Source organism: Belliella marina (genome assembly GCF_042682445.1).
GTDB lineage: Bacteria > Bacteroidota > Bacteroidia > Cytophagales > Cyclobacteriaceae > Belliella > Belliella marina.
The window spans coordinates 25,580-51,761 of sequence record NZ_JBHUHR010000025.1; the positions used below are offsets into that span (position 1 = coordinate 25,580).

Here is a 26,182-nt window from a genome sequence, read left to right on the forward strand (position 1 = left end):
GGACATGAAAATTAAAATATTTGAATGAATAGAGCTGTTATTTCAAGTGAATATTTGGCGTCGATAGATTATTTGTGATCAGCTTCTATAATTATCCAATCATTACCCCCCAGTTAGTTTAATTGCTTAACCTTTGTTAGATAAAGGTTTAGTTAAAAGATCTCTGTCTTTTAAGCTGGAAGGATTTTGTCAAAAAAAAAACGTTAACAATAAACCCCAATTAATCCCAATAAACCCATGAAAACAAAAATACTGTATTCATTTGTTACTGCCTGTCTCTGCATGACAGCGGTAATGGCAAGTCCAAGCCACAATGATCGGAAGGACTATTTGGTACATAGTGAAGATACTATGGATATGCCCGCCAATGGGCAGGTGATAGGAAAAGTATACGATGGTGATACCGGGGAACCACTAATAGGGGCCACAGTACGTATCGAAGGAATGGGCTCCAATTTTGGTACTGTGACTGACAATACCGGGAGTTACAGGCTTCAGGGTGTACCAGAGGGACCGCAGGTACTGATTTTTTCCTTTATTGGATTTGATACGGTCACCAAAGAAGTGGTCGTGGAGCCCAATAAGTCGGTGACAGTCAATATACGCCTGGAGTCTGGAATGGAAGGGATGGATGAAGTTACGATTGTAGCCTTTAGGAAAGGCCAATCGAGATCCATCAATGTCCAAAAGGAAGCCCTAAATCTTAAAAGTGTGGTTTCATTTGAGCAGATTGAGCGTTTTCCTGACCTCAACATTGCGGAATCCATCAAAAGAGTTCCAGGTGTAGTCACTGAGCCTTCTAGGGGAGAAGCGGAAAGCGTAATGATCAGGGGACTCCCTTCCGGGATGCACACAGTGACGCTCAATGGGCAAAGGATGTCTGCAACAGGTGAGGATAGGGAGACGGATACTAGAATAATCCCTACAGGTATGATCAGCTCTATGGAAGTGATCAAATCTGCTACCGCCGAAATGGATGCAGATGCGACCTCTGGATCGATCAACCTGATCACCACAAGACCGGTAGGTGACGATGTCTTTGTAAGGGGGCAGATTGCAACCGGATACAATGCCATGTCTGGTAGACCACAGTGGTTGAGCTCTTTGACTTATAGCAAGAGGGTTGGCAAGTTGGATTTTGTGTTGAGTGGAAACTACCAAAAGGACAACCGTGCTACGGAGGATATCCGACATGACTGGGATGTGCGGGACTTTGGGAATGGCAACCAGGATGTTTTGGCAGGACTTCGGCCTTCACTTTATGAGACTGAGAGGATCAGGGCAAGTGTTGGTACACAGCTAGATTATAGCTTCAACGAAAGATCTTCGCTCTACTTAAGGGCTGTCTACAATAGGTTTGACGAATACGAACTTAGAAACGATGCCAGGCATGGGCTTGACAATGGGAATTACACTGCCCCCGGTGTCTCTGAGAGGGCCAGGTTTGAAAAGGTAATGCGGGAGTACAACAGGATTACCAATCTGTTGAACCTGAATTTTGGAGGACAGCACGATATAGGCAGGAGTACGTTGGATTATAACTTAGGCTATTCCAGGGGAACATTCAATGTGCCATTGAGAGAATACTATGCTTTCAGGCACAGTGAAAGGCCAAACTATAGCTATGATATTTCCAACAGGGAATTTGGCAGCTATGAAGTGACCAACAATGTAGATCTCAACGATCCCTCCAAAATGGATTTCCGATATTATGAAAGAAGAAGAGATGATATTTTGGACACGGATATGTTTGCCACCATCAACCTTAAAACACCGTACAACCTTGGTACAGGAAAGGGTTTCTTTAAAGTTGGCGCCAAGGCTTGGCGAAAAACAAAGGATAGGGATATGGTTGAGCAAAGATGGACAAGTTATTCAGGTTCAGAACCACTTACCTTCAATAATTTTTTTGTGCCAAACAACTCTGCGCTGGTTGGAGGAAGATATCCTATAAGCGGGAACATGGACTGGGTAGCAGGGAAAAATTTCTTCAATCAAAATGAAGCTAATTTTGGATTGGATGAAGATAGGACCAGGGCTTCTTCAGACCCAAACAACTTCAACGCAGTGGAGGATATCTACGCCGCATATGCTATGACTGACCTCAAATTTGGAAACTTGAACCTAAATCTTGGCTTGAGGGCTGAGCAGGTGGATAATTACTATAGAGGAAATGAGGTCGAATTTGATAGGGATGGAAACTACGTGAGAACAGTGCCTGTAGAGGTTGATGATATAGGTTATTTCAATCTATTTCCAATGATGAATGCAAGGTATGAACTCAGTAAAATGACCAATATACGATTTTCATATACTGAAACAATTGTAAGGCCGGACTTTGCTGCATTGGTGCCGTTTAGGTTGATCAACCAGGACAATGAAATCATCACCACCGGAAATCCCGACCTAGCCCCAAGCAATGCCCAGAATATCGATGTCTCTTTTGAAACCTATTTCAAAAGCGTGGGATTTGTCTCGATAGGTGGTTTTCACAAAAGCTTTAGAAATTTCATTTTCAACGAAGTGACTGTAATCCAGGATCCGAATTCAGTCTATGATGGTTTTATGCAGGTGACACCCCAAAACGGTGAGAGTGCATCCATTACAGGGGTAGAAATAGCATGGCAGCAGAAACTGGACTTTTTGCCTGGTTTTCTTAAGAACTTCGGCGTCTATACCAATTATACTTATGCGGTATCTAAAGCAAATGTGAGCGAACCGGAAATGAGGACCGTAACCCTTCCCCTCCAGCCCAAGCACATCTTCAATGCTGCGCTACAGTACGATAAGGGAGGCTTTTCTGCCCAACTCTCATACAATTGGAGAGAGACATGGCTTCAGGAGGTAGGGGCTACTACAAGTCTTCCTTCCCTAGAACAAAACCAGGAGATTTACATGGATAGGTTTTTCCAAGGGTTTGGCCAGCTTGATTTCAGTGCATCCCAAAAGATCACATCCCAATGGAATGCATTTATCAATCTCAACAACCTTACGAACAGTTCCCATGCCCATTACTTTGGGAATCCAATCTACCCTTACAGAAACTCCATCCATGGTTGGTGGGGGATGGCGGGCTTGAGATTCAATCTTTAATCTATAAAATCATTCTATGATGTTGATAAGAAAAGAGTTTCTGAAATTCTGTAGCCTTTTGTTCCTGTGTTCTTGTGGATCAAATGGCCATCAAGCAGGTGTTGGGAACGGAACCCCAATAATTATTCCCAAGGTAGTAACTGAAGCGGTAAGGTTTGACAGCGATGACCCGGCGATCTGGTACAATAAGGAGGAGCCTGAAAACAGTTTGATACTTGGGACGGACAAACATGAAGATGGAGCCCTCTATGTGTTTGACTTGGATGGGAATATCATCGAAGATAAAACCATCAGGGGACTAAAACGTCCCAACAATGTGGATATCCGAAAGGTGAAAATGGGAGGCGAGAAATTCCATATTGCCGCAGTCACCGAAAGAATGGCGAACAAGTTGAGGGTTTTTAGAGTGCCTGAGATGGAGCCGATTGACAATATGGGGATCGAGCTCTTTGAAGGAGAGGAGGATCGAGATCCAATGGGTGTGTCGCTTTATGTGCGGGAATCCGATGATCAGGTTTTTGCAATCGTGAGTAGGAAAACCGGTCCTTCCGGGAAATATCTTTGGCAGTATAGCCTAGACCTTGATGATGATGGGAATATCGTTGCTGAGAAAGTCAGGGAATTTGGAACCTTTAGTGGGAACAAAGAAATAGAGGCTATTGCTGTCGATGACGAATTGGGATACCTATACTATTCTGATGAAGGTTTTGGGGTTAGGAAATACCATGCCGATCCGGATATGGGCGATGGGGAGCTTGCAGTATTTGCCACTGAGGGATTCAAGGGAGACCATGAGGGTATCAGTTTCTATAAGTTGGAAATAGGTACAGGGTACATACTGGTATCAGACCAGCAGTCCAACAAGTTCCATGTGTTTCCGAGGGAAGGCACAAAAGATAATCCCCATGAGCACACGCTGCTCAAGAGCATAGAAGTACAGGCCAAGGAAAGTGATGGCTCGGAAACGACAAGTTCGAGCTTTGGGGATAAGTTTCCCAACGGATTGTTTGTTGCCATGTCTACGGATAAGACATTTCACTTATATGATTGGGCAGATATTGCTGGAGATGAGCTGAAAATTGCCCCTGATGGCGTCCCCTTGCATTCAAAAAATGCCATAGAACCAAAAGTCATTACTGAACAAGTCGAGTTTGACTCTGATGATCCGGCTATATGGATCCACCCGGAGGATCCGGAGAAAAGCCTGATAGTAGGGACAGACAAGTTAGAAGGTGGTGGACTTTATGTATTTGACCTTGATGGGAAAATCGTCAACAAAATCACCAGCATGGGTAGGCCCAACAATGTGGATGTTGCATATGGGCTTAAGCTTGGCGGCAAGTCTGTTGATATTGCAGTTGCCACAGAAAGGAATACAGATATGCTCAGGGTGTTCAGTATGCCAGATTTGAAGCCGATTGACGGTGGGGGATTGCCAGTTTTTGAAGGGGAAAGTATGCGGGATCCCATGGGGATAGCGATCTACACAAGGCCTTCAGATGGGGAGATTTTTGCCGTAGTGGGCAGAAAGGATGGCCCCAGTGGGACATATATATGGCAGTATCACCTCAAGGATGCTGGTAATGGCACCGTGACGATGGAAAAAGTCAGAGAATTCGGAGAATACAGTGGGGTAAAGGAAATTGAAGCCATTGTGGTAGACAATGAATTGGGATATATCTATTATTCAGACGAAGTGTTTGGGATTAGGAAATACCATGCAGACCCCGAAAAAGGCAATGAAGAACTGGCCTTGTTCGGTACGAAGGATTTTGGAAGGGACATCGAAGGGCTCAGTATTTACAAACTGCCTGATGGTACAGGGTATATCCTTGCGTCTGACCAGCAGCTGAATAAGTTTCAGATATATACCAGAGAGGGATCCGAGGAAAACCCCCATGACCACAAATGGCTCAAAGAGGTAGAGGTGAAGGCACTTCATAGCGATGGCTCCGAGGTAAGTTCCACTGCATTTGGCGGGAAATTTCCCAATGGCCTTTTTGTAGTCATGTCTACGGACCAGACATTCCATTTATACGACTGGGAGGATATTGCTGGTGCCGAACTGAAGGTTTTCCAGAAATTGAAATAACAGGAGATTCGATATTTATGGAATGTGATTATCCGCGATTCTGCCTAGGGTTTCAAAAAAACTTGTATGTGTGGTGGGATAATCGCTGAAAATCACCGGTCAACTGTACAGATGAAGATTTGGAAATCACGTACACGCATGGCAGGTGGAAGGGAAGTGGATTTGCATATTATGGGATCAAGAAAGAAAATAACCACCAATATCTTTGTTAGTTTAGTTTGTTTTGGGTTAGTGATGGGAAGGGTAGCTGCGCAGCAGCTACCCCCTACCCAAACACCATACTTTCAATACGGTAAAGGTTTGGAGATTACTGCACCTGATAGCTTGTTCCAGATGAACATCAGGTTTAGGATGCAGAACAGGTTTGCATTTTATACTCCCTTGGCTGATAAGTTTGGGATTGAGGAGATAGAAGCCAGGGTAAGGAGACTGAGGCTGCGGCTGGATGGGTTTGTTTATTCCCCCAGATTGACCTATGTCATTCAGCTTTCCTTTACCAGGGGAGACATGGATTATGATGTGACCCAATTTCCCAATATCATTCGGGATGCCTTTGTGCGTTACCAGGTCACCGATAGGTTTTCACTGGGTGTTGGACAGACCAAATTGCCGGGGAATAGACAAAGGGTCAATTCATCCGGTGATCTCCAACTTCCAGATAGGTCGATTGTAAATGCGACATTCAATATAGACCGCGATTTTGGAATCCAGGCATATTTTATAGAAAACGTGTACGTATTGAGGGGAGCGATCAGTACCGGGGAAGGGAGGAATGTGCTTAGTACGGATGCAGGATTGGCATATACCCTTAGGGGTGAATTTTTGCCATTTGGGCATTTTACCAATGGGGGTGATTACTTCGAGGCAGACCTGATGAGGGAGCCGAGTCCAAAATTGTCCATAGGTTTTTCCTATAGTTACAATAACAATACGCTGAGGACTGGGGGACAGTTGGGGCATTATCTACATGAAGGCAGGGATTTGAAGACTGTAATGGCAGATTTTCTTTTGAAATATAATGGGCTTTCCATCAGCAGTGAATATATCAATCGCCAGACTCCTGATCCATTGACATTTTCTCCCCAGGGGGAAGTGAGATATATCAGGGCAGGTCAGGGAGAAAATTATCAGGTAGGTTATCTCATGCCTTCGGATTTCGAATTGGTAGGGAGGTATTCCAGGCTTGTGCCAATGCCGGAAATCCGGCAGTTTGAGCGTGATGTAAGGGAATTTACACTGGGGCTCAACAAATATGTAAAAGGACATCGGGTAAAATTACAAACGGATATTACCCTACAACAACAGGAAAGTTTTCTGGATGGCAAGGACAGCAGAAGACAATTGATAACCAGGTTTCAGATAGAAGTTGGAATCTAATTGAATTTGATATGAAAAGAAGATTATTTTTCAAAAGAGGCCTTTTGGCTTCGATTGGTACAGCAATGGCCCCATCCTTCAGTTTGTTGGGGAATACACTAAAGAATCAAGGAAAAGCGAAGAATGTCATCTTTATGGTAAGCGATGGCATGAGTATGGGGACATTGAGCATGGCAGACCTACTGCATAGACGAAAAAACGATACCCCCTCAACTTGGGTAAGTCTTTATCAGCAGGGGAAGGTGGCCAGGGCTATCATGGACACGGCTTCCGCCAACTCCATAGTCACAGACTCGGCGGCAGCAGGATCTTCCTGGGGTGGGGGGATGCGTGTCAACAACGGAGCCATCAATGTCGGCCCCATGGGTGAAAAACCAATGCCAATCTTACAGAAGTTTAAAAATGCAGGCAAGTCGGTGGGTTGTGTAACGACAGTCCCGGTCACGCACGCCACCCCTGCCTCCTTTTGTGTAAATGTTCCCGACAGAAATGACCAAGCTGGCATTGCCGAAGAATACCTGAAACTCAGATTTGACCTTTGGCTCGGAGGAGGAGCCAAATATTTTGACTCCCAAAAAAGAACCGATGGCAAAGATATGTTCGGGCAATTTGCTGCAGCCGGATACCAGGTAGTGAAGGATAAAGATGCCTTGAAAAAGCTCAACCCCGGTTCAGGACCGGTGCTGGGGACATTTGCAGAGGATGCGCTCCCATATACCATAGACCGCAACAACCAACAGTTGCTTGGGGATCAAGTACCAAGTCTTGCAGAAATGACACAAAAGGCTATTGGGCTTTTGGGAACAAACGACCGTGGGTTTATGCTACAGGTAGAAGGTGGAAAAGTGGATTGGGCTGCACATGGCAACGATACACCGGCGCTTCTATACGATCAGTTGGATTTTGACGAGGCTGTAAAAGTAGCCATGGATTTTGCGGAGCAAGATGGTGAAACACTCGTCATCATCACAACAGATCATGGGAATGGAGAGCCTGGAGTCTTTTATGGTGATAAAGCAGATGATAATTTTGACTCTCTTTTGGGGGTTGGCTGTTCAAACGAATGGGTGTTGAATCAAATCGACAGTAATTTCAGCCCCAAACAAGTAATAGAGCTTTTGGATGTACACCAGCAAGTGAGACTGGCTGTTCCGGAAGCGAGGTTGATTTTGGACAAGTATCAAAATTTGGAAAAAACAGGCCTATACAATCCCCGGAAGTTGCCTTTTGAATTGTTGGCGACCTATCAAGAACGGGATTTTTCCGTACATTGGGCGAATAATGAGCATTCAGGTGTGTTTGTGGAGCTGTCTGTTTTTGGACCGGGTTCCGATAAACTACCTGGAATGATGGAAAATTATAAATTGCATGATTTTATACTCGAAACTGCTGAAATTTAAAAATATGAATAAGCAAAGAAATTATTTGCCAATGTTGACAGTAATGCTGTTGTTGGTATTGGCAAGCGCCCAGTTCAAAGGTGACAATGGAGTAGAGGCGGCATCAGGAGTGAAGCATCTCCGGGTTGTATTTACGGAAGATCCCTCCAGCCATGCAATTGTGAGTTGGACATCATTTTTAATGACGGAGGACAATGTGCTTTTTTACGATACGGTTCCCAGACAGGGAGAGCTGGGAAAATACAATTTTGAGGAAAATGAGGTGAGAAACGGAAAAATCACCATGACGGCCATGGATAAGACTGAGGGGGTGCCTCAGGGCTTTTATAACCATGCAGAAATAAAAGGGCTAAGTCCGGGTAAGAAGTATTATTTTGTTGTGAAGAGTGGAGGGAAGGTTTCAGAAGAGCATTATTTTGTCACGGGTTCGGACATTGCCAATTCCCACAAATTTCTATGGGGAGGAGATTCAAGGTTGGGTGGTGAAAAACCACGGTATGCGGGAAGAACCCCCCATGTAGATAGACAGAATATGAATAAGCAGATGCGAAGCTTGTTGGAGTCCAATCCAGAGATTATTGCTTTGTTTCATGGGGCGGATTATGGGTCTACAGCCAATTGGAGACACTTGTATTGGTGGTTTGAAGACCATCAATTGACTACCACCAAAGACAATAGGGTTTTGCCACTTGTGATTTCCAAGGGAAACCACGATGAGGAAATAGGTTTTATTGAGAATTTTTGGCTTGGGGAAATCAATAGTGAAAACATCAATTCATATTATTACACCACCAAGCTAGGAATGGATGCAGTGGTCTTGACACTCAATACCGAAACGATCATCGGAGGCAAGCAAAAAGAATGGTTGATAGAGGAGCTTGAAAAATATCGCAGTACCAAAAGATGGGTGATTGTCAACTACCACAGGCCTGCATATCCTGTAGCCAAAGATTTTAATGACTTTACCTTTGCAAGGGTAAGGCAGACATGGACGCCGATTTTTGATAAGTACAGGGTGGATTTGGCTATGGAGTCTGATGGGCATATACTCAAAAGGACGGTGCCAATCCTTGACGGGAAAAAGCACGAAGACGGAATCGTATATATAGGAGAAGGGGGATTGGGTGTGCCCCAAAGGAAGGTGGATGCCAGTTTGTGGTTTATCCAGCCTCCGGGGATGGGAGCCAGTATCAACCATGTCCATTTGATCAGTATGAGTCAGGGAGAATTGAAGTTGCAGGCAATTGACGAGCAGGGTAGGATTGTGGATGAATATTCAAGAAAGCCCCGAAAACCATGAGAAAGCTTGGGCTGCTTGATCCCCTTGCCATTGGACGGGCTTGTGTGTTTGTTTATACCATTGGCCTTTTTCTCAATCTACAGACTGGAAGCGTACTGGGTTCGGTACTCTTTATGGATTATGCTTTGCCGATAGATCAGGTGAAGCATATTGAAAAAGTCTGTGGGTTTATATTCCTGATCTTGGGCTTTCTGTCCCTAGTCCCAAAATTATGGTTTGCCATGCTCCCAATCGCTTTGGGAGCATTCGGTTTTGGCTATTTGGCGCAGGATTTTGGGGGAAACTTCTTTTCAATGTGGTCATTGGCTGGCCATGCCCCAAGATACCTACTTCCGATTGGTTTGGTGTTTTTGTCATTTGATCGGACCAAAGCAACAGGGGGGGTGGCCCTAAGGATGGGTTTGGCTTTGGTGTTTTTTATACATGGGGTTGAGTCCTGGTTGGGACATCCATATTTTGCGGAATATATATTGAACAGTTTTGATGTTCTGGGACTGTCTTTGAAAGAGGACCAAGCATTGTTGATGATGAAGATTATTGGTGGAGTGGATGTTTTGGTGGCCACACTTATACTGGCGTACCCCGTCAAATATGTGTATATGTGGGCATTATTTTGGGTTTTGGTGACTTTTGCAGTGCGTTTCCTAAGCTTTGGCTGGCTGATGCACAAAGAAGTTTTGGTGAGATGGCCGAATATTGCCTTGCCGGTGGTTTTGCTTCTTTTGGTGATTATGAAAGAAAAGAAGGCAAGTGGGGAATTGTCTCCGACTGTAGCCCAAGAGGGTTGACACAAATGACCATCAGTCAATGATTTGGGTGGTGGCTATAGCCATTGTTTTCCATGGGCTGACCTCAGGTGCAGGGTGGCTGAGATGGTGGTGGATCTGGATGGGGAGTTTGTACTCCCGCTGTTGAGAACTTTTCTTTTTAACCTGAGTTCGATTGTTATCACAAAGTCAAAATCAATAAAAATATCCAGTTACAAGGCAAATTTTTGAGGGATAGCCTAAGCTATCGCTCAGAAATTTAACGCAGTAAATGGGTGTTTTTATTGACTGAGCCGACTATTCGGTTTTAAACGGCAATCTACTTCACTTTTTCAATCCACAATATGCCAATATTACTTCACGCACCTTCTTTTCGTAGTTCTCACCATTTAAAACCGTTCCTGCCTGCCGGCAGGCAGGTTGACAAAGTGAGAATAGTCGAACTCAGGTTTTTATTTCAGATGTCGGATATGATATAAAAAAATATGCATATCCGTTTTTTCTTTTGGAGCAGTCCGTTCCAAACTTTCATCTTGGCTTGGAAGTTGTAATAGCAAGCAGGGATGTGGCTTGCTGAGGTGATTGGGCTAAGGGAATTTTACTTCATACTACACTAAGGGGACAAAAAACTACCAGGTTATAATTATAGCGCTAATAGAAGGCAAGATATGGATCATAAGAAGTATTCCGGAATGGGGGCGGTTTTAGGGCAGAATGGGGTGACTTTTAGGCTTTGGGCGCCCAATGCAGAGCAGGTTTTTGTGTATGGTTCTTTCAATGGTTGGAACGATTCCTCATTTCCTTTGGAGCATGAAGAGAATGGGTTTTGGGCTTGCCATGTCCCGGATGCGACAGCAGGGGATGAGTACAAATTTATCATCCACAACAATGGCAACATACTGCACAGAAACGACCCGTATGCACTGAAAATGACCCATAGCAACGGGAACAGTGTCGTATATGATCTTTGGAAAGATTTCAATGACCATGGTTTTCGCCCACCGGCGATCAATGAAGTGGTGATCTATGAATTGCATCTTGGGACTTTCAATAGGGAAGGCAAAGAGGAAGGGCAGGTCGGGGATTTCTATACAGCCGCAAAAAAGCTGGATTACCTCAGGGATTTGGGGGTCAATACTATTGAAATCATGCCTGTGGCTGAATTCCCAGGGGATTTTTCATGGGGATACAATCCCTGCAACCCCTTTGCCGTGGAGACTTCTTATGGTGGACCAGATGGCCTAAAGCATTTTGTTTTTGAAGCCCATATCAGGGGGATTGCCGTTATCCTGGATGTGGTATACAACCACCTGGGACCTTCGGATCTGAATCTCTGGCAGTTTGACGGATGGGAGGAAAATGGGATGGGGGGCATCTATTTTTACAATGATGAACGGGCCAATACCCCATGGGGCAATACAAGGCCAGATTATGGCCGACCGGAAGTGCGCAATTACCTTAGGGACAATGCGATGTTGTGGCTGGAGGCATTCCAATGTGATGGGCTGCGGTTCGATGCTACAGCTATCATTAGGTTGCTCGATGCCAATGACCATATTGGAGGGGCGGTGTTGGAAGAGGGGGTAGGTTTTTTGAAGAGCTTGAACCAGGAGATAAAGGAGAAATTTCCCTGCAAGATCCTGATTGCGGAGGATCTGAAGTTTGATGCGGCTGTTACGGCCAGATTGGACCAAGGGGGACTTGGTTTTGACTCTCAGTGGGGAATCGGTTTTTCCCAGGTATTGAGGCAAGTCTTGACGGTGGGCAAGGATGCGGACAGAAGTATCCATGCAGTGGAGGAGCTACTTTTGGGTAAGTTCAACGATGACGTTTTTGAAAAGGTGATCTATACAGAATCCCATGACGAAGTAGCTAATATGGGTTCCAAAAGACTTCCCGAGGAGATCCAGCCAGGGGATGCAGAAGGGGAATATGCCAAGAAGAAATCTACCTTGGGGGCGATTGTTATATTTACCGCACCAGGAATCCCAATGGTTTTTCAGGGGCAGGAGTTTCTCACCTTCGAACATTTTCATGATTCTTCAGCATTGGCTTGGGGTCGGTTGGGGTATTTTGGGGGAATTATGACCCTGTATCGGGATTTGATTCATCTAAGAAAATCATCCGAAGGTTTTGCACGTGGGCTGAACGGACAGGGGATCGAGATCCTCCATCGGGATGATGAAGGTTTGGTGTTGGCATATACCCGCTACCACTATGATGACCCCGGGAATCCTGTTGTCGTAGTAGTGAACTTTGGTGTGGAAACGAAAATCGGCTACCGGTTTGGTATTGATCAGGATGGAGTGTGGAAAGTGGTTTTCAATAGTGGCTGGTCTGGATATGATGAGGTCTTTTCGGAGGTGGATCTCAGTGAACTACATTCGGGAGAGGGCATGAATGGCAAGCGATATTCCTTGATGATTGATATACCTTCTTATGGAGGGGTGATATTGTCCAGATAAAACCTGCGTATGGTGGGAGTATCGTCCTGAAAGGAGTCAGTGGTTATGAGTCTACAGATTAAAAAAAAACATGTATATACGGGATGATGCCTGTAATGAAGTAAATACCTGCTTTTTGATTCAGCCCGAAATACATTGATATTGGATCCACCACGCCTGTGGTGTAGCGGGCAAATTGCTTGTGGATAACCTGTCTAGGTTTATCGGGATTGATCCTGTGCAACTACCAATGAAATGCGACAGGGTCATATCGAATTTACCTCACCATAGGGAGGCAAAGTGAGATATCTTCCCGCAATTCTGCGGGACAGGCCCCTTGCGGTCGATACTAGAAAATCACTGGTCAGGGGCGTTAGCCCTGTACTCTTCGTAGGAAATGGTATGGTGTAAACCTTAGAGGGGCGTAGCCCTGACCTCTTGAATGCCTCACCCTGGGGGAAAATCCCTCGTCTTTAGACGAAGATTTTAGTGTTTTTTTTCTTTGTGAACTCGGCGTTTTTTTTGTGATCATTGTGGTAAAAATTATAACCACTAAGATCACCAAGTTTTTCACCAAGAACACGAAGTCTCGGATGCACTTTAGTCGCCTTTAGGCGAAACCAAACCTATCGGTCTTCAGCCGATAGGTTTGGTTTTTGGTGGAGCTATGTCGTTAAAACCAGATTATAGGATAATCCCCTTGATCTATTGTCAAGGGATTGGTCCTGGTTTGCCGAATTTTCATTTCCATTTGTTGATATGCTCTACTTTGTCTTCAAACTGTGCCGCCAAGGATTTTACCCTTGACTTCAAAAGCAGTTTTCTGCCCTCTATTGTCCTGGTGAAAACCAATTCGCAGCTGCCGACAAGCTTTTCCCACTGACCCTTGAAATATGTCGCCAAGTGCTTGTTCCGTCCGAGTATTTCAGGGACGGAATGATAGTCCTTTTGCTTGGTCAAAAGCATAAACCTATTCTTTCTGATAATCACATAACGTGGATTGTCAATGGGCGCAATGACCTCTTGCAGTGCAAGGATGAAAGTGGATTTCTCAAAGGTTGTTCCCCCTTCCAAATGGCAAAACACCGCGCCCCACTTATCAACCGAAGTTTCGACCTTCAAATTTGAATGCTCGGTATGGATGGATCCTGCTTTGATCAATGCGTTTAGCAGGGCATCGCCGATTTGTTGGAGGTCTTTAGAAATGTCCCGGTATTTGAAATACAGTCTCAGTGTTAAGAATGTCTGCCTTCCGAAAATCACCATGCCAATGGTGCCAATTACCGCAAGATATACATACAGGTCTTTTGCAGTTTTTATATTTTTCGATGCCCGGCCAAGAATTTCAAGACTTTCCAGACCATAACCCAGCAATCCTGACCCCAAGGCTCCCAGGAGGTTTCTGATAGTTTTGTAGAGGTACATCGATTTGACTGCCTTGTATTCCCTTTCTTCGGGAAAGGGGATTTTGATCTCCTCCACGAGATTGACACCAGTCGCCAATGCCTCTTTCCAACGGAGCTTTAGGCTTTCCCGGTCGCCTGCATGCCCAAACATTTCAGTGTTTTTCTTTTCGGCTTCCTCCCTGTGGTGGATGTTTTCCGGCAAATCCAACCTTCCAATACCATTTTCTATTGCGGGTTCATCTCTGAACGAAACACCTAAGAAACTTCTGAAACGTCTTTTGAGCAACTCAAAATCGTCACCGCCTGTCATTGAAGTGGGATCAAGGCATACCAAATGCCAAATATTCCCTGTTTTGTCACCATTCCCATTTTGTGTCCTGATCGCCCTGCCTCGCATTTGGTTGGAAAGCACAAAGGAGCCTACGAAACTTGCCAGGATGAGGGCATTGATAGCTGGGGCGTCCCAGCCTTCGCCCAGCAAAGATTTTGTCCCTATCAAAACCTCTATTTCCCCAGCTTGGAAGACTTGGGTGACAATATGGACAATATCGTGCTTGAGTTGGGCAGTTTGGTTGATCAGAATATAACTGCTGTCAAAAGGAACTGGGCTTGAATTGATCTGGGTAATGCCATATTTCGCAGCCTTTGCCTCAAATGCCGCATAAGCCGTAAGGGGAATGATAATCATAGAACCTGTGAGCACGGCGATTTTCTTGTTGGCTCTGTTTTCCCTTCTTAATTTCTCAAAAATGGGAATGACGCCAATCTTGTTCAGTTCTAGGTTGTTTTCAGGTGCATTGATGAAAAATTCTTTCCGGATAAAGTCAGACAGGATGACCAGACGCAAGTCTTTGCCCAGATTGCCATATTCAAAATCAACAATTTCCTTGATGCCATTCAGTTTACTGATACTTGAGGTCAAGAATCCCGTGATACGCCTGTTGTGCAAAAAGTTGATCTGCCTCCTTTCAATAGCTCCATACCTTCTTAATCGCTTTTCAAGTGTCTTTTGATGTGGTTCAAAGGCTTTGAAATACTCTTTTTCTTTGTAAAGGTAGAAGTCCAATAAGATTTCGATCCATTCGAAATCGAGCTTGGGGATTTGAAAGTTTTTGTCTCCAATGACTTCAAGATGTGTTGCGGGGATCTCTATTTTATTGTCATGGAGAAAAATAAGGCAAGCAGAATAGGAGGACAGATTGTTATAGATCCAGTCCAATTGTTTGGACGGCTCTTGCCAAATGGGATGCTGCTGAATGGCTTCTAGGATGGTTTCGTCAGTCTTTATTTCCCCAAAAAGCTTTTCAATATTGTTTCTGAAATCGAGTATGCTCTGGTTTTCCTTTGTTGTTGGCAATGAGAAATACACATAATCTTGATGTGGGCAAAGGTCACCCTCAACCACCAATTCGGGCACGGAGATTTCTGTGTCTACTGGGCCGTTCAATGCAACGTACCGTTGCCATTCTGTAGCGGATACATCGTAGGGTGGTGTAGCTGTCAGACCAACGATGACGGGGTCTAACTTTTCTTTTACCTTTGTCAGTGTTTGCCACCATTCATTCTTTAGGTGATGCGCTTCGTCTACAACAATGGTCTTGATTTGCTGCGATTTCAGTCCGGATACAATGCTGTCAAGGTTTGGGTTTGTAGACTTTTTGATTCCATTTTCTGCCTGTCCTTTAGGGAAATCCTCCTCCTCGTCAATTTCCTCTTCATCAACCCTCCAGTTATTGCATGCGGCATGAAGTCCCTGGTAGGTTACTACAGTCATGAATTTTGGGTTTCTGATATCTCTCGAAATCCAGTCGGGGGTCAGGTTGCTTTGGAGAAAAAGTTCGCAAAAACGTTGGATCCATTGGTTTCGGATGGCAATTGTAGGGGCAAGTATCAAAGTGGGGCTGTTCAGCCGAAGAGCGACTTCAAGTCCCAGGACAGTTTTCCCAGAACCTGGCGGGGCGATTATATGCAAATGCCCGTCAGTGAGGTGTTCTTTTAGGTCGTCAAGAACCCGCTGTTGGTATTTTCTCCAGCTGTATTTGAATTCAATGTCTTTGGGGTATTCGGTCAATGTATTGATGTGTTTTAATTCCCAAGAACTCCCAATAGTTTGCTTTTCATGCCCCCAGGTCTCAAATGTGACCCTTTTTCCAGGATCACTCCTTCTTGGTCAATCAAAAGATAATACGGGATTCCCTGTATCTCGAAAGCCTTTCTCATGGCTGTACTTTGCTCATTTGTCAAGTAGTAATGTTGGCCGCCAATTTGGAAATTTGCTAAGTCTGCTTTCCACAATTCTTCCTTGGAGTCAATGCAGATATATACGAAGGCTACATCTTTTTCTTTCATTTCTTCCATCAGCCTTTTTGAATGGGGAATTTCGGCTTTGCAGGGACCACACCAAGTGGCCCAAAAATTTACATATACAACCTTTCCTTTGTTGCTTGTCAGGACGGAATCAAAGAGCTCCTTGTAGGTAGCATCTTCAAACTTCTTCAGGTAGGCATCTGTCGCTATTTGAGGGTTTTCTATACGATTCTTAACCTCTTTGTATTGTTCAAATAACGGCTCCCTTAAAAATGGTTCAAGAATATAGGTGTCCACAATGTTTTTATACTGCTCATATATATCGATTTCTGAGTTTTCTAAATTCTGTTGGAAAAATTCTGTTAGAACCATTTGCCGCAACAAGGTGTCTGGTGTATGTTTTATGATTCCATAAACATTGATGGAATCAATGATTTCTTTTGGTGCGACTATATGACCTTCAGGTGTTTTATATTTTTGGATTAACTCTTCACTCCTTGTTTTTTTTCTTGAATAATTGTAGTGAAAACTATTGATAAAACCTGAGATTGCGTATCCGCTGACAAGCATGTTTCTTTCAATTGGCAATCTGTCCAAAAGTTTGTCGTAGAAGTTTTCAGGTACGCTCCATTCTTCATCCTTTAGGTTGTTGGCCCTTGCATGCTCCCTGGGGTACATGGAAAGTGCGTCGTAATATTCTTGTTCAATAAAGGTTTTTGCCCAGATTTTTACATTTTCATCAGGCTGGACTTCAACCAAGAATCCATTGTATAAGTCGGTGAATTGATGCCCTATTGAGTCCAGATGTAGTAAATAATCTTCATGGTCATAATTTTTTATTGCCAACATCTTCGCATCCCAATCATGGTAAAGTGTGCTAGAGAAGTACATTGACTGGAATTTTGCAGCATCTTGGTTGGTTTTGCTGCCATCCCCATCAAATTTAATTGTTTCGAGTAATTGGGGACGGTCTTTATGTTTGCCATCAAACTCCACATAGATACTGTCTCCAGGCTGTACCATGACAAGAAAATTCGTCTTGTAAATTATCCATACATCAGTGGGGATGTAGGTTTCGAAAGAAGCGTGAAAGTTGCCCAGGGAATCCGCTTTGGCATAAACAGCAGCTTGGCCTAGCGCAAGCTGGTTGACAGCTAATTTTACTTCGAGATTGTTGGGATCCATATTTTTGACTTTGCCAGCAATGACCACCCTTTTTGGGTTGCTGTGATCATCACTGCCAGCATAGGCAGAGGATATCAATAAGGCGAATGTCAATAAAGCTACAAGTTTTTTCATGTTGGTTTTGGGTCATGCTGCGTGTCAGGCTCAAAATATTAGATGTCCACGCTATTTCAATCAATATGTAAAAGCGAGGGTATCGTTTTTAGACTGCAAATCTTTCGAGGGTTACCTTGGTTTGTGTCGCTACAGACCAATTAAAGGCCAACTCTAAAAGAATTCTTCTCTTTGAAACTGTTAAAGGTGATTTTTCTGAAATAATACTGCCTCAATTACCTTCTTTCCAAACCTAATTAATTAAGTTCAAAATAAAAACTAACTTAAGTAATAAAAACAGGGTGCTTTTCAATACGGACAGATAGCGTATCTTCTTCTGAATGGATCATATACATTATACTGCAATCTCAAACCTGTTTCCAAATCAATGTTCTGTACCATTATAAATCCACATCGGCTCTGTTTTTCCGGCTCTTGCAAAACCTGTTTTTTGGTAAAAATCAATGGCTTCCCCATCTGCTGTCAGCATTTGCATATGAAAGTCCTTATACCTTTCCTGCATTCTTTCCATGATCAATTTTCCTATCCCTTTTCCCTGATAATCGGGGTGTACAAGTAAGTGGGGATAATATACAACCAGGTGCCCATCAGAAATGGCATTGCCAATCCCTACCAATTTTCCATTGTCCCATGCAGAAAGGAGTGTGTGGGAATTGGTCAAGCCATTATAGAGTTCAGTGGGTTTGTCGGCAGAGCTCCACTTATTGGCTCTATACAGTTCTAAAATATCTTCAATCTTGATGTCTCTTCTGTCTGATATGTTTATTTCCATTTGTCTAATAGGTTTGTGATTTGCTGGGCTTCTTTAATGTCTCACTCTGGGTGAAAATACCTCGCTTTTAGGCGAAGAATATAGTGTTTTTTTCTTTGTGAACTTGGTGTTTTTACTTGGTGATTTTTGTTGTAAAAATTATAACCACAAAGATCACCAAGTTTTTCACAAGGAACACTAGTTCTCGGATGCACTTTAGTCGCCTTTAGGCGAAACCAAACCTATCGGTATTTAGCCGATAATAGTTTAGTTGATATTATACTGGAATTTTATTCCAGTTTCGAAACCGATGTTTTTTGCAGTATTCCTGAACCCTTGAAATCCATATTGATCATATTTTTTCGGTACATTTCTCATACCTACAGCACTTCTGATATCTAATGCAAGAGCCATTTTTTCTTTCAGTGGCAAGTTGATGCCCCCGCCCAGTATTAGCCCAGAATCAAAGCGGTTGGCGTATGACACTGTAGTCCAACTTTTATCTTCTGTTGTCCCTAAATGATTTCCTGAAGGGTCAAATGTTTGTCGATTTGTTGTTACAAGTGATTCTTTGATTAAAAAATCAACAGCTACAGAACTGTAAATGCCTCCGACAACATAAAACCGCTCTTTCTTGTCTAACTTATATTGAAAGGTAATGGGGATCGAAATGTAATCCAATCGAAATTCACGTCTAAATTGGTGAAATGATTTCACGGTATTGTTGTCAGAATTGACAGTAGTGGAATGTAGGCTATATTCTATATCAATTCCTCTTTGCGTATAGCCAAGTCCAATTTCACCAGAAAGTCTTTTGGTAATTTCATAATCCACATATATATATGAAAATAAACCAATTCGCATGTCTTGAATAAAACGGGTTTCATAATAATGCGAGTTGACTTGACGTGTATCCTGCCCTGACAGTATATGTCCCGATGGGTTTTTTACAATTTGAGGACTTGGTTTCTCACCTGGGGCGTTATGTGAATACAGATTACTGAAACTGACACCACTTCGAAATCCTATATTGACTTTCTGTCCATATCCTGGGATATAGACAAACAAGAAGATCATGAATACAAAATATCTCATAAAATCAAATTCAGTATGGCGGAAAGATGGGTTGGTTATCCAATATTCCGTACCAATAGCTAGCGAATGGCAACAAAAATAGTCTAATTTTTCAAAAAAAATGATGTGGACTATAAAGTTAGAACAGAATCAACACCTCAAGCTTATGGCCTTTGAGATGCTTGGGATTTCTGTTTAGCAAGTCACATGGTGCTTACAGGTGAGTTAAATATATAAAAAACCTTTCCTATCTGTATGCTATTTGATACCTTTCGGGTTCTTTAATTGATATGGAGAATAGATTTTTCGAAAGTCCCGACGAAAAGATCTTAAGGATCAGGAAATTGTTTGACCTGAATAACAGGATTATTCAGGTCATCAGTGTATTGGCCTTTGGGATGTTGATGGTTGATTTAGGCTTCAGGGATGAAGTCCATTCTGGATTGGTTGGGAAAATTTACTTTTCCCTTTTATTGCTCTTGTCTTTGGGCTATACCATCAGGTTGTTTTCCAAATCGGAGAAATTTAAGACTGCAAGGTTTGTCGTAGAAATCGGCATCATCCTGGTTTTGCTATTGGCATCCCTGGTCAATTTTGAAGTTGTTGAATTGAAAAGTTCAATGACGGTGGGGAATCTCCAGATCAAGGCTTTTTTTGTGAATCTATTGGTTTTGATCCTTTTTTTGATTGAGCTGAGTAAGTTGAGCTTGGTAGCCAATCAGCTAAAGATCCATCCAGCAATGGTTTTCATTCTCAGTTTCTTGCTGGTGATATTGCTAGGGACAGGCTTATTATCCCTTCCCAATGCCACTGTCAATGGAATCAGTTTGATAGATGCCTTATTTACTTCCACATCGGCAGTCTGTGTGACTGGACTTATCGTTTTGGATACCTCCTCCGATTTTACGTTTCTTGGGCAGTTTATCATCATGATATTATTTCAGGTAGGTGGTCTGGGTATGATGACCTTTACATCGTTTTTTGGGTTCTTTTTCAAAGGGTCCTATTCCCTGCAAAACCAACTTTTCCTCAAGGATTATATCAACGAAGATAATATAGGTGCCATTAATTCTACTTTGCTCAAGATCATCCTCTTTACCTTGCTGACAGAAGGGGTGGCAGCTTTATTGATTTCTTCCATCATTGACAGCAATTTGTTTGAAAATAGTGGAGATCAGCTGTTTTTCTCTGTATTCCATGCAATTTCCGGATTTTGCAACGCAGGCTTTTCGACTTTGGGGAATGGGCTTTATGAGGTAGGGTTTAGGGAGGAATACACCGTTCACCTTATCATTGCCATAGTGATCATCTTGGGAGGGATAGGTTTTCCGGTGGTTTTGGGGTATTACAATTACCTCAAGCATGTGGTCGTTGGGACCAAAAAATCCATCACTGGTGAGGAAGAGTATCGGCATTCCCCCAGGGTAGTCAATGTGAATATCAGGTTGATAGTCTATACTACATTTGTTCTGTTGTTTTTGGGTTTTGTCACCTATTGGATTTATGAGGCAGAGCACACTCTAAAAGGACTTTCGGGCTATGGCAAATTTGTGACGGCCTTTTTTGGGGCAGTAACCCCAAGGACAGCTGGGTTCAATACAGTGGATATGTCTGCTCTGGCCATGCCGACAATCTTAATCTACCTGATATTGATGTGGATTGGGGCTTCTCCAGGATCTACGGGAGGTGGGTTGAAGACCAGCACGATAGCAGTGGCCGTACTGAACGCGATCAGTATCGCCAAAGGGAAAAACCGGGTCGAAATATTCAAAAGACAAATCAGCAACGATACGATCAGAAAAGCATTTGCCGTGATCCTATTGTCATTTTTTGTCATTGGCTTGGGCGTGTTTTTGGTTTTGCTCTTTGATCCACAATTACCGTTGATCAGTGTTGCATTCGAGATTTTCTCAGCATTCTCTACCGTAGGGCTGAGTCTTGGGGTTACAGGTGATTTGTCAACAGGCAGTAAAATTGTCGTTACGGTCATCATGTTTTTGGGAAGGGTAGGCACATTGACTGCTTTGGTTGCCTTTATAAAAAAGGCCAGGACTTTGAGGTACAAATATCCGGAAGAGGGAGTGTTCATTACTTAAAAAGTAAATATCATCATTATGAAATATATCATTGTAGGTTTAGGGAATTTTGGGGGGCATTTGGCAGCAAGGCTGACCAGTTACGGTCATGAAGTGATCGGGATTGATGCGAGTGAGGCTAAAGTCGAAGCCGTCAAAGATAAGATTACCCATGCCATCGTGATGGATGCGACAGATGCCCAGGCTGTGAAGAACCTTCCCTGCAAGGAAGCGGACGCTGTGATTATCGCCATAGGGGAGGATTTTGGTGCATCGATTATGGTTACCGCCATTTTCAAGCAGCTGAATATCAAAAGACTGATCAGTAGGTCTATCAACAAAATACATGAAACGGTCATCCAAGCCATCGGGGTAGATGAAGTCCTGCATCCTGAAGAAGATTCTGCAGAAAGAATGGCCAAAAGCCTTCAGATGAAAGGTGTGATCGACTCTTTGGATGTGTCTGACGATTACAATATCATTGAAGTCAAGACCCCCAAAAGGTATGTTGGACTGACTATTTCTGAGACAAAAATCCGCCAAGACTATCATATCAATATATTGACGGTGATCAAGATGGTGGAGAAACCGAATATTTTTGGAGTCAAATCAAAGAAGAAAAAAGTGACAGGTGTAGTCACCCCCGATACAGTCGTGGAGGAAGGTGATATTTTATTGCTCTTTGGACATATCAATGATATTCAGAGTATCCTGAAACTTGAAGATTAGACTAGTAATAGCCAAGTGGATTAGGTGATATGGGGGACTTCTTGGCTAGTTGCCAAAGTCAGTGAAGCTGGTTGTGAACATCGGTAGATCGCACCAATGATTGCGGCTCATTTGAATTCCCCCAGATTGTTTCCTTGGGTTTGACCCAAAATTTGTTTGAATGTTTTTATTAAATTTGTGGGTCGGTTTATTTTATTGAAAGGGAGTCCCATCACTAATCCAGTAAAATGGATTGTCAGTTTTAATATACAATGTTGATATTTTTACCATTCATTCGGAAAGTGACTTTACTCATAGGGCTATTTGCTTTTGGTCAAAATGCCCTTTCCAGAGATTTTGCCACAACTTTTGGAAGCGTTGTGCCAGGGTTGGTTTTTGGTTCCAATACTTCGGCTCAGACTGGATTGACTGTCAAAAATGATCAAACAGAGGAAATTGTCTCGGATGGCATCTCGACCCAAGATTTGCTGGACAGTCTCTACCGCCATGGTTCAAAACTGATGCAGGAGAGAAAATTCGAAGAAGCCAGTCTTCACTATGCTTCGGGACTTTCATTGGCAACAAAAACGCAGGATAGCCTCTATATAGGGAGGTTTTATAATGGCATGGGAGCAGTGGCACAATATGAGCATGCCCCGGAAAAAGCCATTGAAATGTACCATAAAAGTATGTTGTACATCAAAGAGGATAGGTATCCGGAGGAAGTCAGCAAAGTATATATCAATTTAGGGGCATTGTATGCAGGTTCAAAGGATTTTCCCAATGCCCGAACTTACTTGGAGAAGGCGCTAGGAATGTTGGAAGAAAGCAGTGAAGTGAGGCTTCACGTCATGACCAACCTGGTGGCTATGTACTTTGACTTGGGAGATTATTCCGAAGGTGAAAAATTGGCGAAGGAAGCCATTCCGATGGCCGAGGAGAGAGGTAACCAGTTCGTTTTGTCAGCACTCTATACAAACCTGAGCAAAATATACTCGGAAGATTCCAGGTGGGAATTGGCTATCGAAGCTGGAAAAAAAGCCCTGTCAATCAAGGAAAGCACCCAACAGGGGAAGCCATTGGCGGCCCTCAACAATATAGGACATGCCTATCAAATGTCTGGACAATACCAAAAGGCAGAGGAATACTACCACGAAGCCTTGGGATATGCCGAAGGGGAGGAAAAGCTTCCGATTCTTATCAACCTCAAAAATACGGCAACTAAACAAGGTGACTTCCGCCGTGCTCTAGGATACCTGGAAGACTATTCCCATATAGATGATTCACTCTCCCAGCTACATCTCAAAGCACAGATTGCAGAAATCACCGAAAAATACGAAGCAAACAAAAAACAACAGCAGATAGATATCCTACAGGCTGAAAATGAGTTGCAGGAACAGCTGATTAGACAACAACGCATATTAGCAATAGGTGTATCTGTACTGGTCTTGTTATTGGGAGGATTGGTTTATATCTGGTTCAAGCAAGTTCGAACCAAGCAGGCACTTGATCGGACCGCATTGCAGCAGCGCTTCCTGCGCTCGCAGCTCAACCCACACTTCATATTCAATGCCTTGCAAAGTGTCCAGAATTTCATTTATAAGAATGACGGCAAAAAATCAATGGAGTACCTCAACAGCTTCAGTAAGTTGATCAGGACTGTATTGGAGACATCAGACCAAGAGGAAATCTCCCTGGCAGAAGAAATCCAAATGACGAAGGACTTTCTGAGACTCCACCAGCTAAATGCCAACAACTCGTTTGCCTACGATGTCTCCACGAGAAACATCGATGACCTAGACGGTGTATTTATCCCTGTGATGTTGGTGCAGCCGTTTGTGGAAAATGCCATTGTACATGGTATCAAAAACAGAATGGATGGACTTATCAATGTTTATTTTGAAATAGAAGAATCCCATCTGATTGCTGAGATCACTGACAACGGCAATGGGATTCGGGCATCAAAATCACAGGCACACCGCTCCATGGGAAAAGAAATCATCAATAAACGTATACAGGCTTACAATACTTCCCACAAAGAAAAAATCACCATTTCCTATTCCGCTTGCTGTGAAGATGCCGATTTCCCGGGGACGAAAGTCCGCATTGCCATTCCCTTGCTAAATTGATCGAATACAATGAAAAACAACCAACCCAGGAAGTGTACCGTAATCCATAAAAGCCAAACGATAGCCCCATAAGACCCTGATATGTATCAGATTTCTGAGAAAGACAATGCCGACAAGCCAAAAATCTCTTGCCTCATCATCGAAGATGAAGCGCAAAGCCGCTCCTATGTAAAGGATATCCTTGTAGGGAGTGATGAATTTTCCGTCATATTGGAAGCCAAAGATCTGAAAGAGGCAGAGGTGATGATTACTTCAAACAGCCCCCAATTATTGGTTATGGATATCAACCTTCCAGATGGCGATTCATTTGAGCTGTTGGACAGGCTAAGGCAAACCGCTCCCGGCAAGGAATACAAGATAATATTCACAACCGCATATGCTACCTATGCAGTAGAAGCTTTCAAATACAGCGCTTTGGATTACTTGTTGAAGCCCTTCACACCAGATGACTTGCTCAATGCCGTACACAAAGTGCTCAGGCAAATGGATATGGGGCAATTTCAAGAGCAATTGGAGACTTTCTTCCTCAACTTTAAAGAAAAGGAGCATGACAATAAAAAAATCGTCCTGAAAAGTACGGACAACATCCATATTGTCAAGGTGATGGATATCTTTCAGGCGGTGTCAGACAACAATTATACAATATTCCATCTTTGTGATGGGGAGAGGATCACCGTTTCCCAACCGTTGAAATCCTACGAAACCAAGCTGGCACCCTGTGGATTTATGCGGATACACCAATCCCATCTGGTCAACCTTCGCTATATCAAATCATTTCAGAAAAAAAACAATCTTCTAGTATTGGAAAATGACATCACTGTCCCGGTGTCACAAAACAAGCGGGCTTTGCTGATGGCTTACTTTGAAAGCCTAAGCTAAAAGCTTCAAATTCTCAATAAAACAAGGCGAATTCTAAATAGGTACTCTTTTCCGAGAGTATTCAGGATACATTTTTATAATTTTATATATTGAATATTAGACTTATCCACGATTACTATACTTGTTTATGAAATTATACGTAATTCCATTTGTGTTTTTGACGATGGTTTTTCTTTCCTTCGGAGCTAACGATGTTTCGGCCCAGATATTAAAGAATATCCAAAAATCTGTTGAAAAGAAAATTGAGAAAGAAGCTGATAAGGTCATCAACGGCAGTCCTACAGACAAAAACAAAAGCGTAGGCGAGGAATCTTCTGCGGGGATCTTGGGTGATTTACCTGAAAAAATCTATGATTTCAAGCCGGGAAGTGCATTAATATTCGAAGATGATTTCAGTTCCGAATCAATTGGCGGTATGGCCAAAAAATGGAAAAGCAGTGGAGGTGGCTCTGTAGTTGAAGTTCCTGGGGTACCAGGCCGTTGGCTTCAGTTTCATAACAAGAACAATTATAAAATTGCAGAAATCGAAGAGCTTCCAGAGAATTTTACCATCACATTTGATGTCCTGACCAGGCTGGAAAAAGCATCTATCAAAGATGATTTTTACTTTGGTTTCCACCGGAGCAACCAACTCAATGATACGTGGTATAGTGCTGTTTCTGGCGTAAAACTCAATTATTGGGGGAATTACAGCAATATCAAATTCGTCAGTGAAGTAGGTAAAAAAGATAATTTTGAATTTCCATTGGGCAACTATGCCCGTAGGACAATGCGTGTGGAGATAGAAGTGACCAATGGAAGCTGGATGAAAGTGTATATTGACAAATACAAAGTGCTGGATACGGAAATGATGTATCCAGAATCAGCCAAGTACTTTTTTATCAATGCCCCGGGAAGGAACATGGAACGAAATGACCGTGTATATATCGGCAATGTGAAAATCGCATCCATAGATGTAGGTATAGACGATTGATTTCGGGTAAAGACTAAACTTGGGGATAACACTTGCCCTAGGATAATAAATTGGGATGGTATTGCCGTCCCAAACTTATGGCACCCCAGCGAGGTGCCTTCATTGCGT

Annotated in this window: 16 protein-coding genes; 12 read left to right on the forward strand and 4 right to left on the reverse strand. The window is 43.1% G+C overall.

Annotated features, from left to right (window positions below):
- The first annotated feature begins 237 nt into the window (after window positions 1-237).
- The 7 genes from ACFSKL_RS09240 to ACFSKL_RS09270 all read left to right on the forward strand — a co-directional run bounded on the left by ACFSKL_RS09240 (window position 238) and on the right by ACFSKL_RS09270 (window position 12,494).
- Entirely contained in the window at window positions 238-3,093 is a 2,856-nt protein-coding gene (locus ACFSKL_RS09240) for a TonB-dependent receptor (RefSeq protein WP_376885598.1), read from the forward strand.
- A 16-nt stretch (window positions 3,094-3,109) separates the two neighbouring features.
- Window positions 3,110-5,185, forward strand: coding sequence for a phytase (locus ACFSKL_RS09245; RefSeq protein ID WP_376885600.1), 2,076 nt, complete (start codon window positions 3,110-3,112; stop codon window positions 5,183-5,185).
- A gap of 66 nt (window positions 5,186-5,251) precedes the next feature.
- Window positions 5,252-6,562 carry a porin gene (locus ACFSKL_RS09250; protein WP_376885601.1) on the forward strand — a complete coding sequence of 437 codons (1,311 nt, stop codon included), beginning with the start codon at window positions 5,252-5,254 and terminating at the stop codon, window positions 6,560-6,562.
- An 11-nt stretch (window positions 6,563-6,573) separates the two neighbouring features.
- Window positions 6,574-7,962 carry an alkaline phosphatase gene (locus ACFSKL_RS09255; protein ID WP_376885603.1) on the forward strand — a complete coding sequence of 463 codons (1,389 nt, stop codon included), beginning with the start codon at window positions 6,574-6,576 and terminating at the stop codon, window positions 7,960-7,962.
- 4 nt (window positions 7,963-7,966) lie between these two features.
- Entirely contained in the window at window positions 7,967-9,262 is a 1,296-nt protein-coding gene (locus tag ACFSKL_RS09260) for a purple acid phosphatase family protein (RefSeq protein WP_376885606.1), read from the forward strand.
- On the forward strand, window positions 9,259-10,050 hold the full coding sequence (locus ACFSKL_RS09265) for a hypothetical protein (protein ID WP_376885608.1): 792 nt from the start codon (window positions 9,259-9,261) through the stop codon (window positions 10,048-10,050). Before ACFSKL_RS09260 ends, ACFSKL_RS09265 begins: the two co-directional genes overlap by 4 nt.
- A gap of 647 nt (window positions 10,051-10,697) precedes the next feature.
- Entirely contained in the window at window positions 10,698-12,494 is a 1,797-nt protein-coding gene (locus ACFSKL_RS09270) for an alpha-amylase family glycosyl hydrolase (protein ID WP_376885609.1), read from the forward strand.
- 720 nt (window positions 12,495-13,214) lie between these two features.
- On the opposite strand, the gene ACFSKL_RS09275 is transcribed toward ACFSKL_RS09270, so the two are convergent.
- The 4 genes from ACFSKL_RS09275 to ACFSKL_RS09290 form a co-directional block, all read right to left on the reverse strand.
- A complete protein-coding gene (locus ACFSKL_RS09275) occupies window positions 13,215-15,950 on the reverse strand; it encodes a DEAD/DEAH box helicase family protein (RefSeq protein ID WP_376885611.1) in 2,736 nt (911 codons plus the stop codon).
- Between the two features lie 14 nt (window positions 15,951-15,964).
- Window positions 15,965-17,485, reverse strand: a complete 1,521-nt coding sequence (locus ACFSKL_RS09280) for a TlpA family protein disulfide reductase (RefSeq protein WP_376885613.1) — start codon at window positions 17,483-17,485, stop codon at window positions 15,965-15,967.
- Between the two features lie 364 nt (window positions 17,486-17,849).
- Complete coding sequence (locus tag ACFSKL_RS09285; protein ID WP_376885615.1) at window positions 17,850-18,257, reverse strand: GNAT family N-acetyltransferase; 408 nt, start codon at window positions 18,255-18,257, stop codon at window positions 17,850-17,852.
- 246 nt (window positions 18,258-18,503) lie between these two features.
- A complete protein-coding gene (locus ACFSKL_RS09290; protein ID WP_376885617.1) occupies window positions 18,504-19,331 on the reverse strand; it encodes an outer membrane beta-barrel protein in 828 nt (275 codons plus the stop codon).
- A gap of 269 nt (window positions 19,332-19,600) precedes the next feature.
- Here ACFSKL_RS09290 and ACFSKL_RS09295 point away from each other — a divergent pair, with 269 nt between their 5' ends.
- From ACFSKL_RS09295 to ACFSKL_RS09315, 5 genes are all read left to right on the forward strand, one after another.
- Window positions 19,601-21,406, forward strand: coding sequence for a TrkH family potassium uptake protein (locus tag ACFSKL_RS09295; protein ID WP_376885618.1), 1,806 nt, complete (start codon window positions 19,601-19,603; stop codon window positions 21,404-21,406).
- A gap of 18 nt (window positions 21,407-21,424) precedes the next feature.
- Window positions 21,425-22,114, forward strand: coding sequence for a potassium channel family protein (locus ACFSKL_RS09300; RefSeq protein WP_376885620.1), 690 nt, complete (start codon window positions 21,425-21,427; stop codon window positions 22,112-22,114).
- A 281-nt stretch (window positions 22,115-22,395) separates the two neighbouring features.
- Window positions 22,396-24,222, forward strand: a complete 1,827-nt coding sequence (locus ACFSKL_RS09305; RefSeq protein ID WP_376885622.1) for a tetratricopeptide repeat-containing sensor histidine kinase — start codon at window positions 22,396-22,398, stop codon at window positions 24,220-24,222.
- An 81-nt stretch (window positions 24,223-24,303) separates the two neighbouring features.
- Window positions 24,304-25,101, forward strand: coding sequence for a LytR/AlgR family response regulator transcription factor (locus ACFSKL_RS09310; RefSeq protein WP_376885624.1), 798 nt, complete (start codon window positions 24,304-24,306; stop codon window positions 25,099-25,101).
- 127 nt (window positions 25,102-25,228) lie between these two features.
- A complete protein-coding gene (locus ACFSKL_RS09315; RefSeq protein WP_376885626.1) occupies window positions 25,229-26,074 on the forward strand; it encodes a hypothetical protein in 846 nt (281 codons plus the stop codon).
- Window positions 26,075-26,182 lie beyond the last annotated feature (108 nt).

What these genes read in the sequence shown, in the direction of transcription:
- ACFSKL_RS09240 (WP_376885598.1), top strand. Translation starts at nt 238, where the DNA reads ATGAAAACAAAAATACTGTATTCATTTGTTACTGCCTGTCTCTGCATG.
- ACFSKL_RS09245 (WP_376885600.1), top strand. Translation starts at nt 3,110, where the DNA reads ATGATGTTGATAAGAAAAGAGTTTCTGAAATTCTGTAGCCTTTTGTTC.
- ACFSKL_RS09250 (WP_376885601.1), top strand. Translation starts at nt 5,252, where the DNA reads ATGTGTGGTGGGATAATCGCTGAAAATCACCGGTCAACTGTACAGATG.
- ACFSKL_RS09255 (WP_376885603.1), top strand. Translation starts at nt 6,574, where the DNA reads ATGAAAAGAAGATTATTTTTCAAAAGAGGCCTTTTGGCTTCGATTGGT.
- ACFSKL_RS09260 (WP_376885606.1), top strand. Translation starts at nt 7,967, where the DNA reads ATGAATAAGCAAAGAAATTATTTGCCAATGTTGACAGTAATGCTGTTG.
- ACFSKL_RS09265 (WP_376885608.1), top strand. Translation starts at nt 9,259, where the DNA reads ATGAGAAAGCTTGGGCTGCTTGATCCCCTTGCCATTGGACGGGCTTGT.
- ACFSKL_RS09270 (WP_376885609.1), top strand. Translation starts at nt 10,698, where the DNA reads ATGGATCATAAGAAGTATTCCGGAATGGGGGCGGTTTTAGGGCAGAAT.
- ACFSKL_RS09280 (WP_376885613.1), bottom strand. Translation starts at nt 17,485, where the DNA reads ATGAAAAAACTTGTAGCTTTATTGACATTCGCCTTATTGATATCCTCT.
- ACFSKL_RS09285 (WP_376885615.1), bottom strand. Translation starts at nt 18,257, where the DNA reads ATGGAAATAAACATATCAGACAGAAGAGACATCAAGATTGAAGATATT.
- ACFSKL_RS09290 (WP_376885617.1), bottom strand. Translation starts at nt 19,331, where the DNA reads ATGAGATATTTTGTATTCATGATCTTCTTGTTTGTCTATATCCCAGGA.
- ACFSKL_RS09295 (WP_376885618.1), top strand. Translation starts at nt 19,601, where the DNA reads ATGGAGAATAGATTTTTCGAAAGTCCCGACGAAAAGATCTTAAGGATC.
- ACFSKL_RS09300 (WP_376885620.1), top strand. Translation starts at nt 21,425, where the DNA reads ATGAAATATATCATTGTAGGTTTAGGGAATTTTGGGGGGCATTTGGCA.
- ACFSKL_RS09310 (WP_376885624.1), top strand. Translation starts at nt 24,304, where the DNA reads ATGTATCAGATTTCTGAGAAAGACAATGCCGACAAGCCAAAAATCTCT.
- ACFSKL_RS09315 (WP_376885626.1), top strand. Translation starts at nt 25,229, where the DNA reads ATGAAATTATACGTAATTCCATTTGTGTTTTTGACGATGGTTTTTCTT.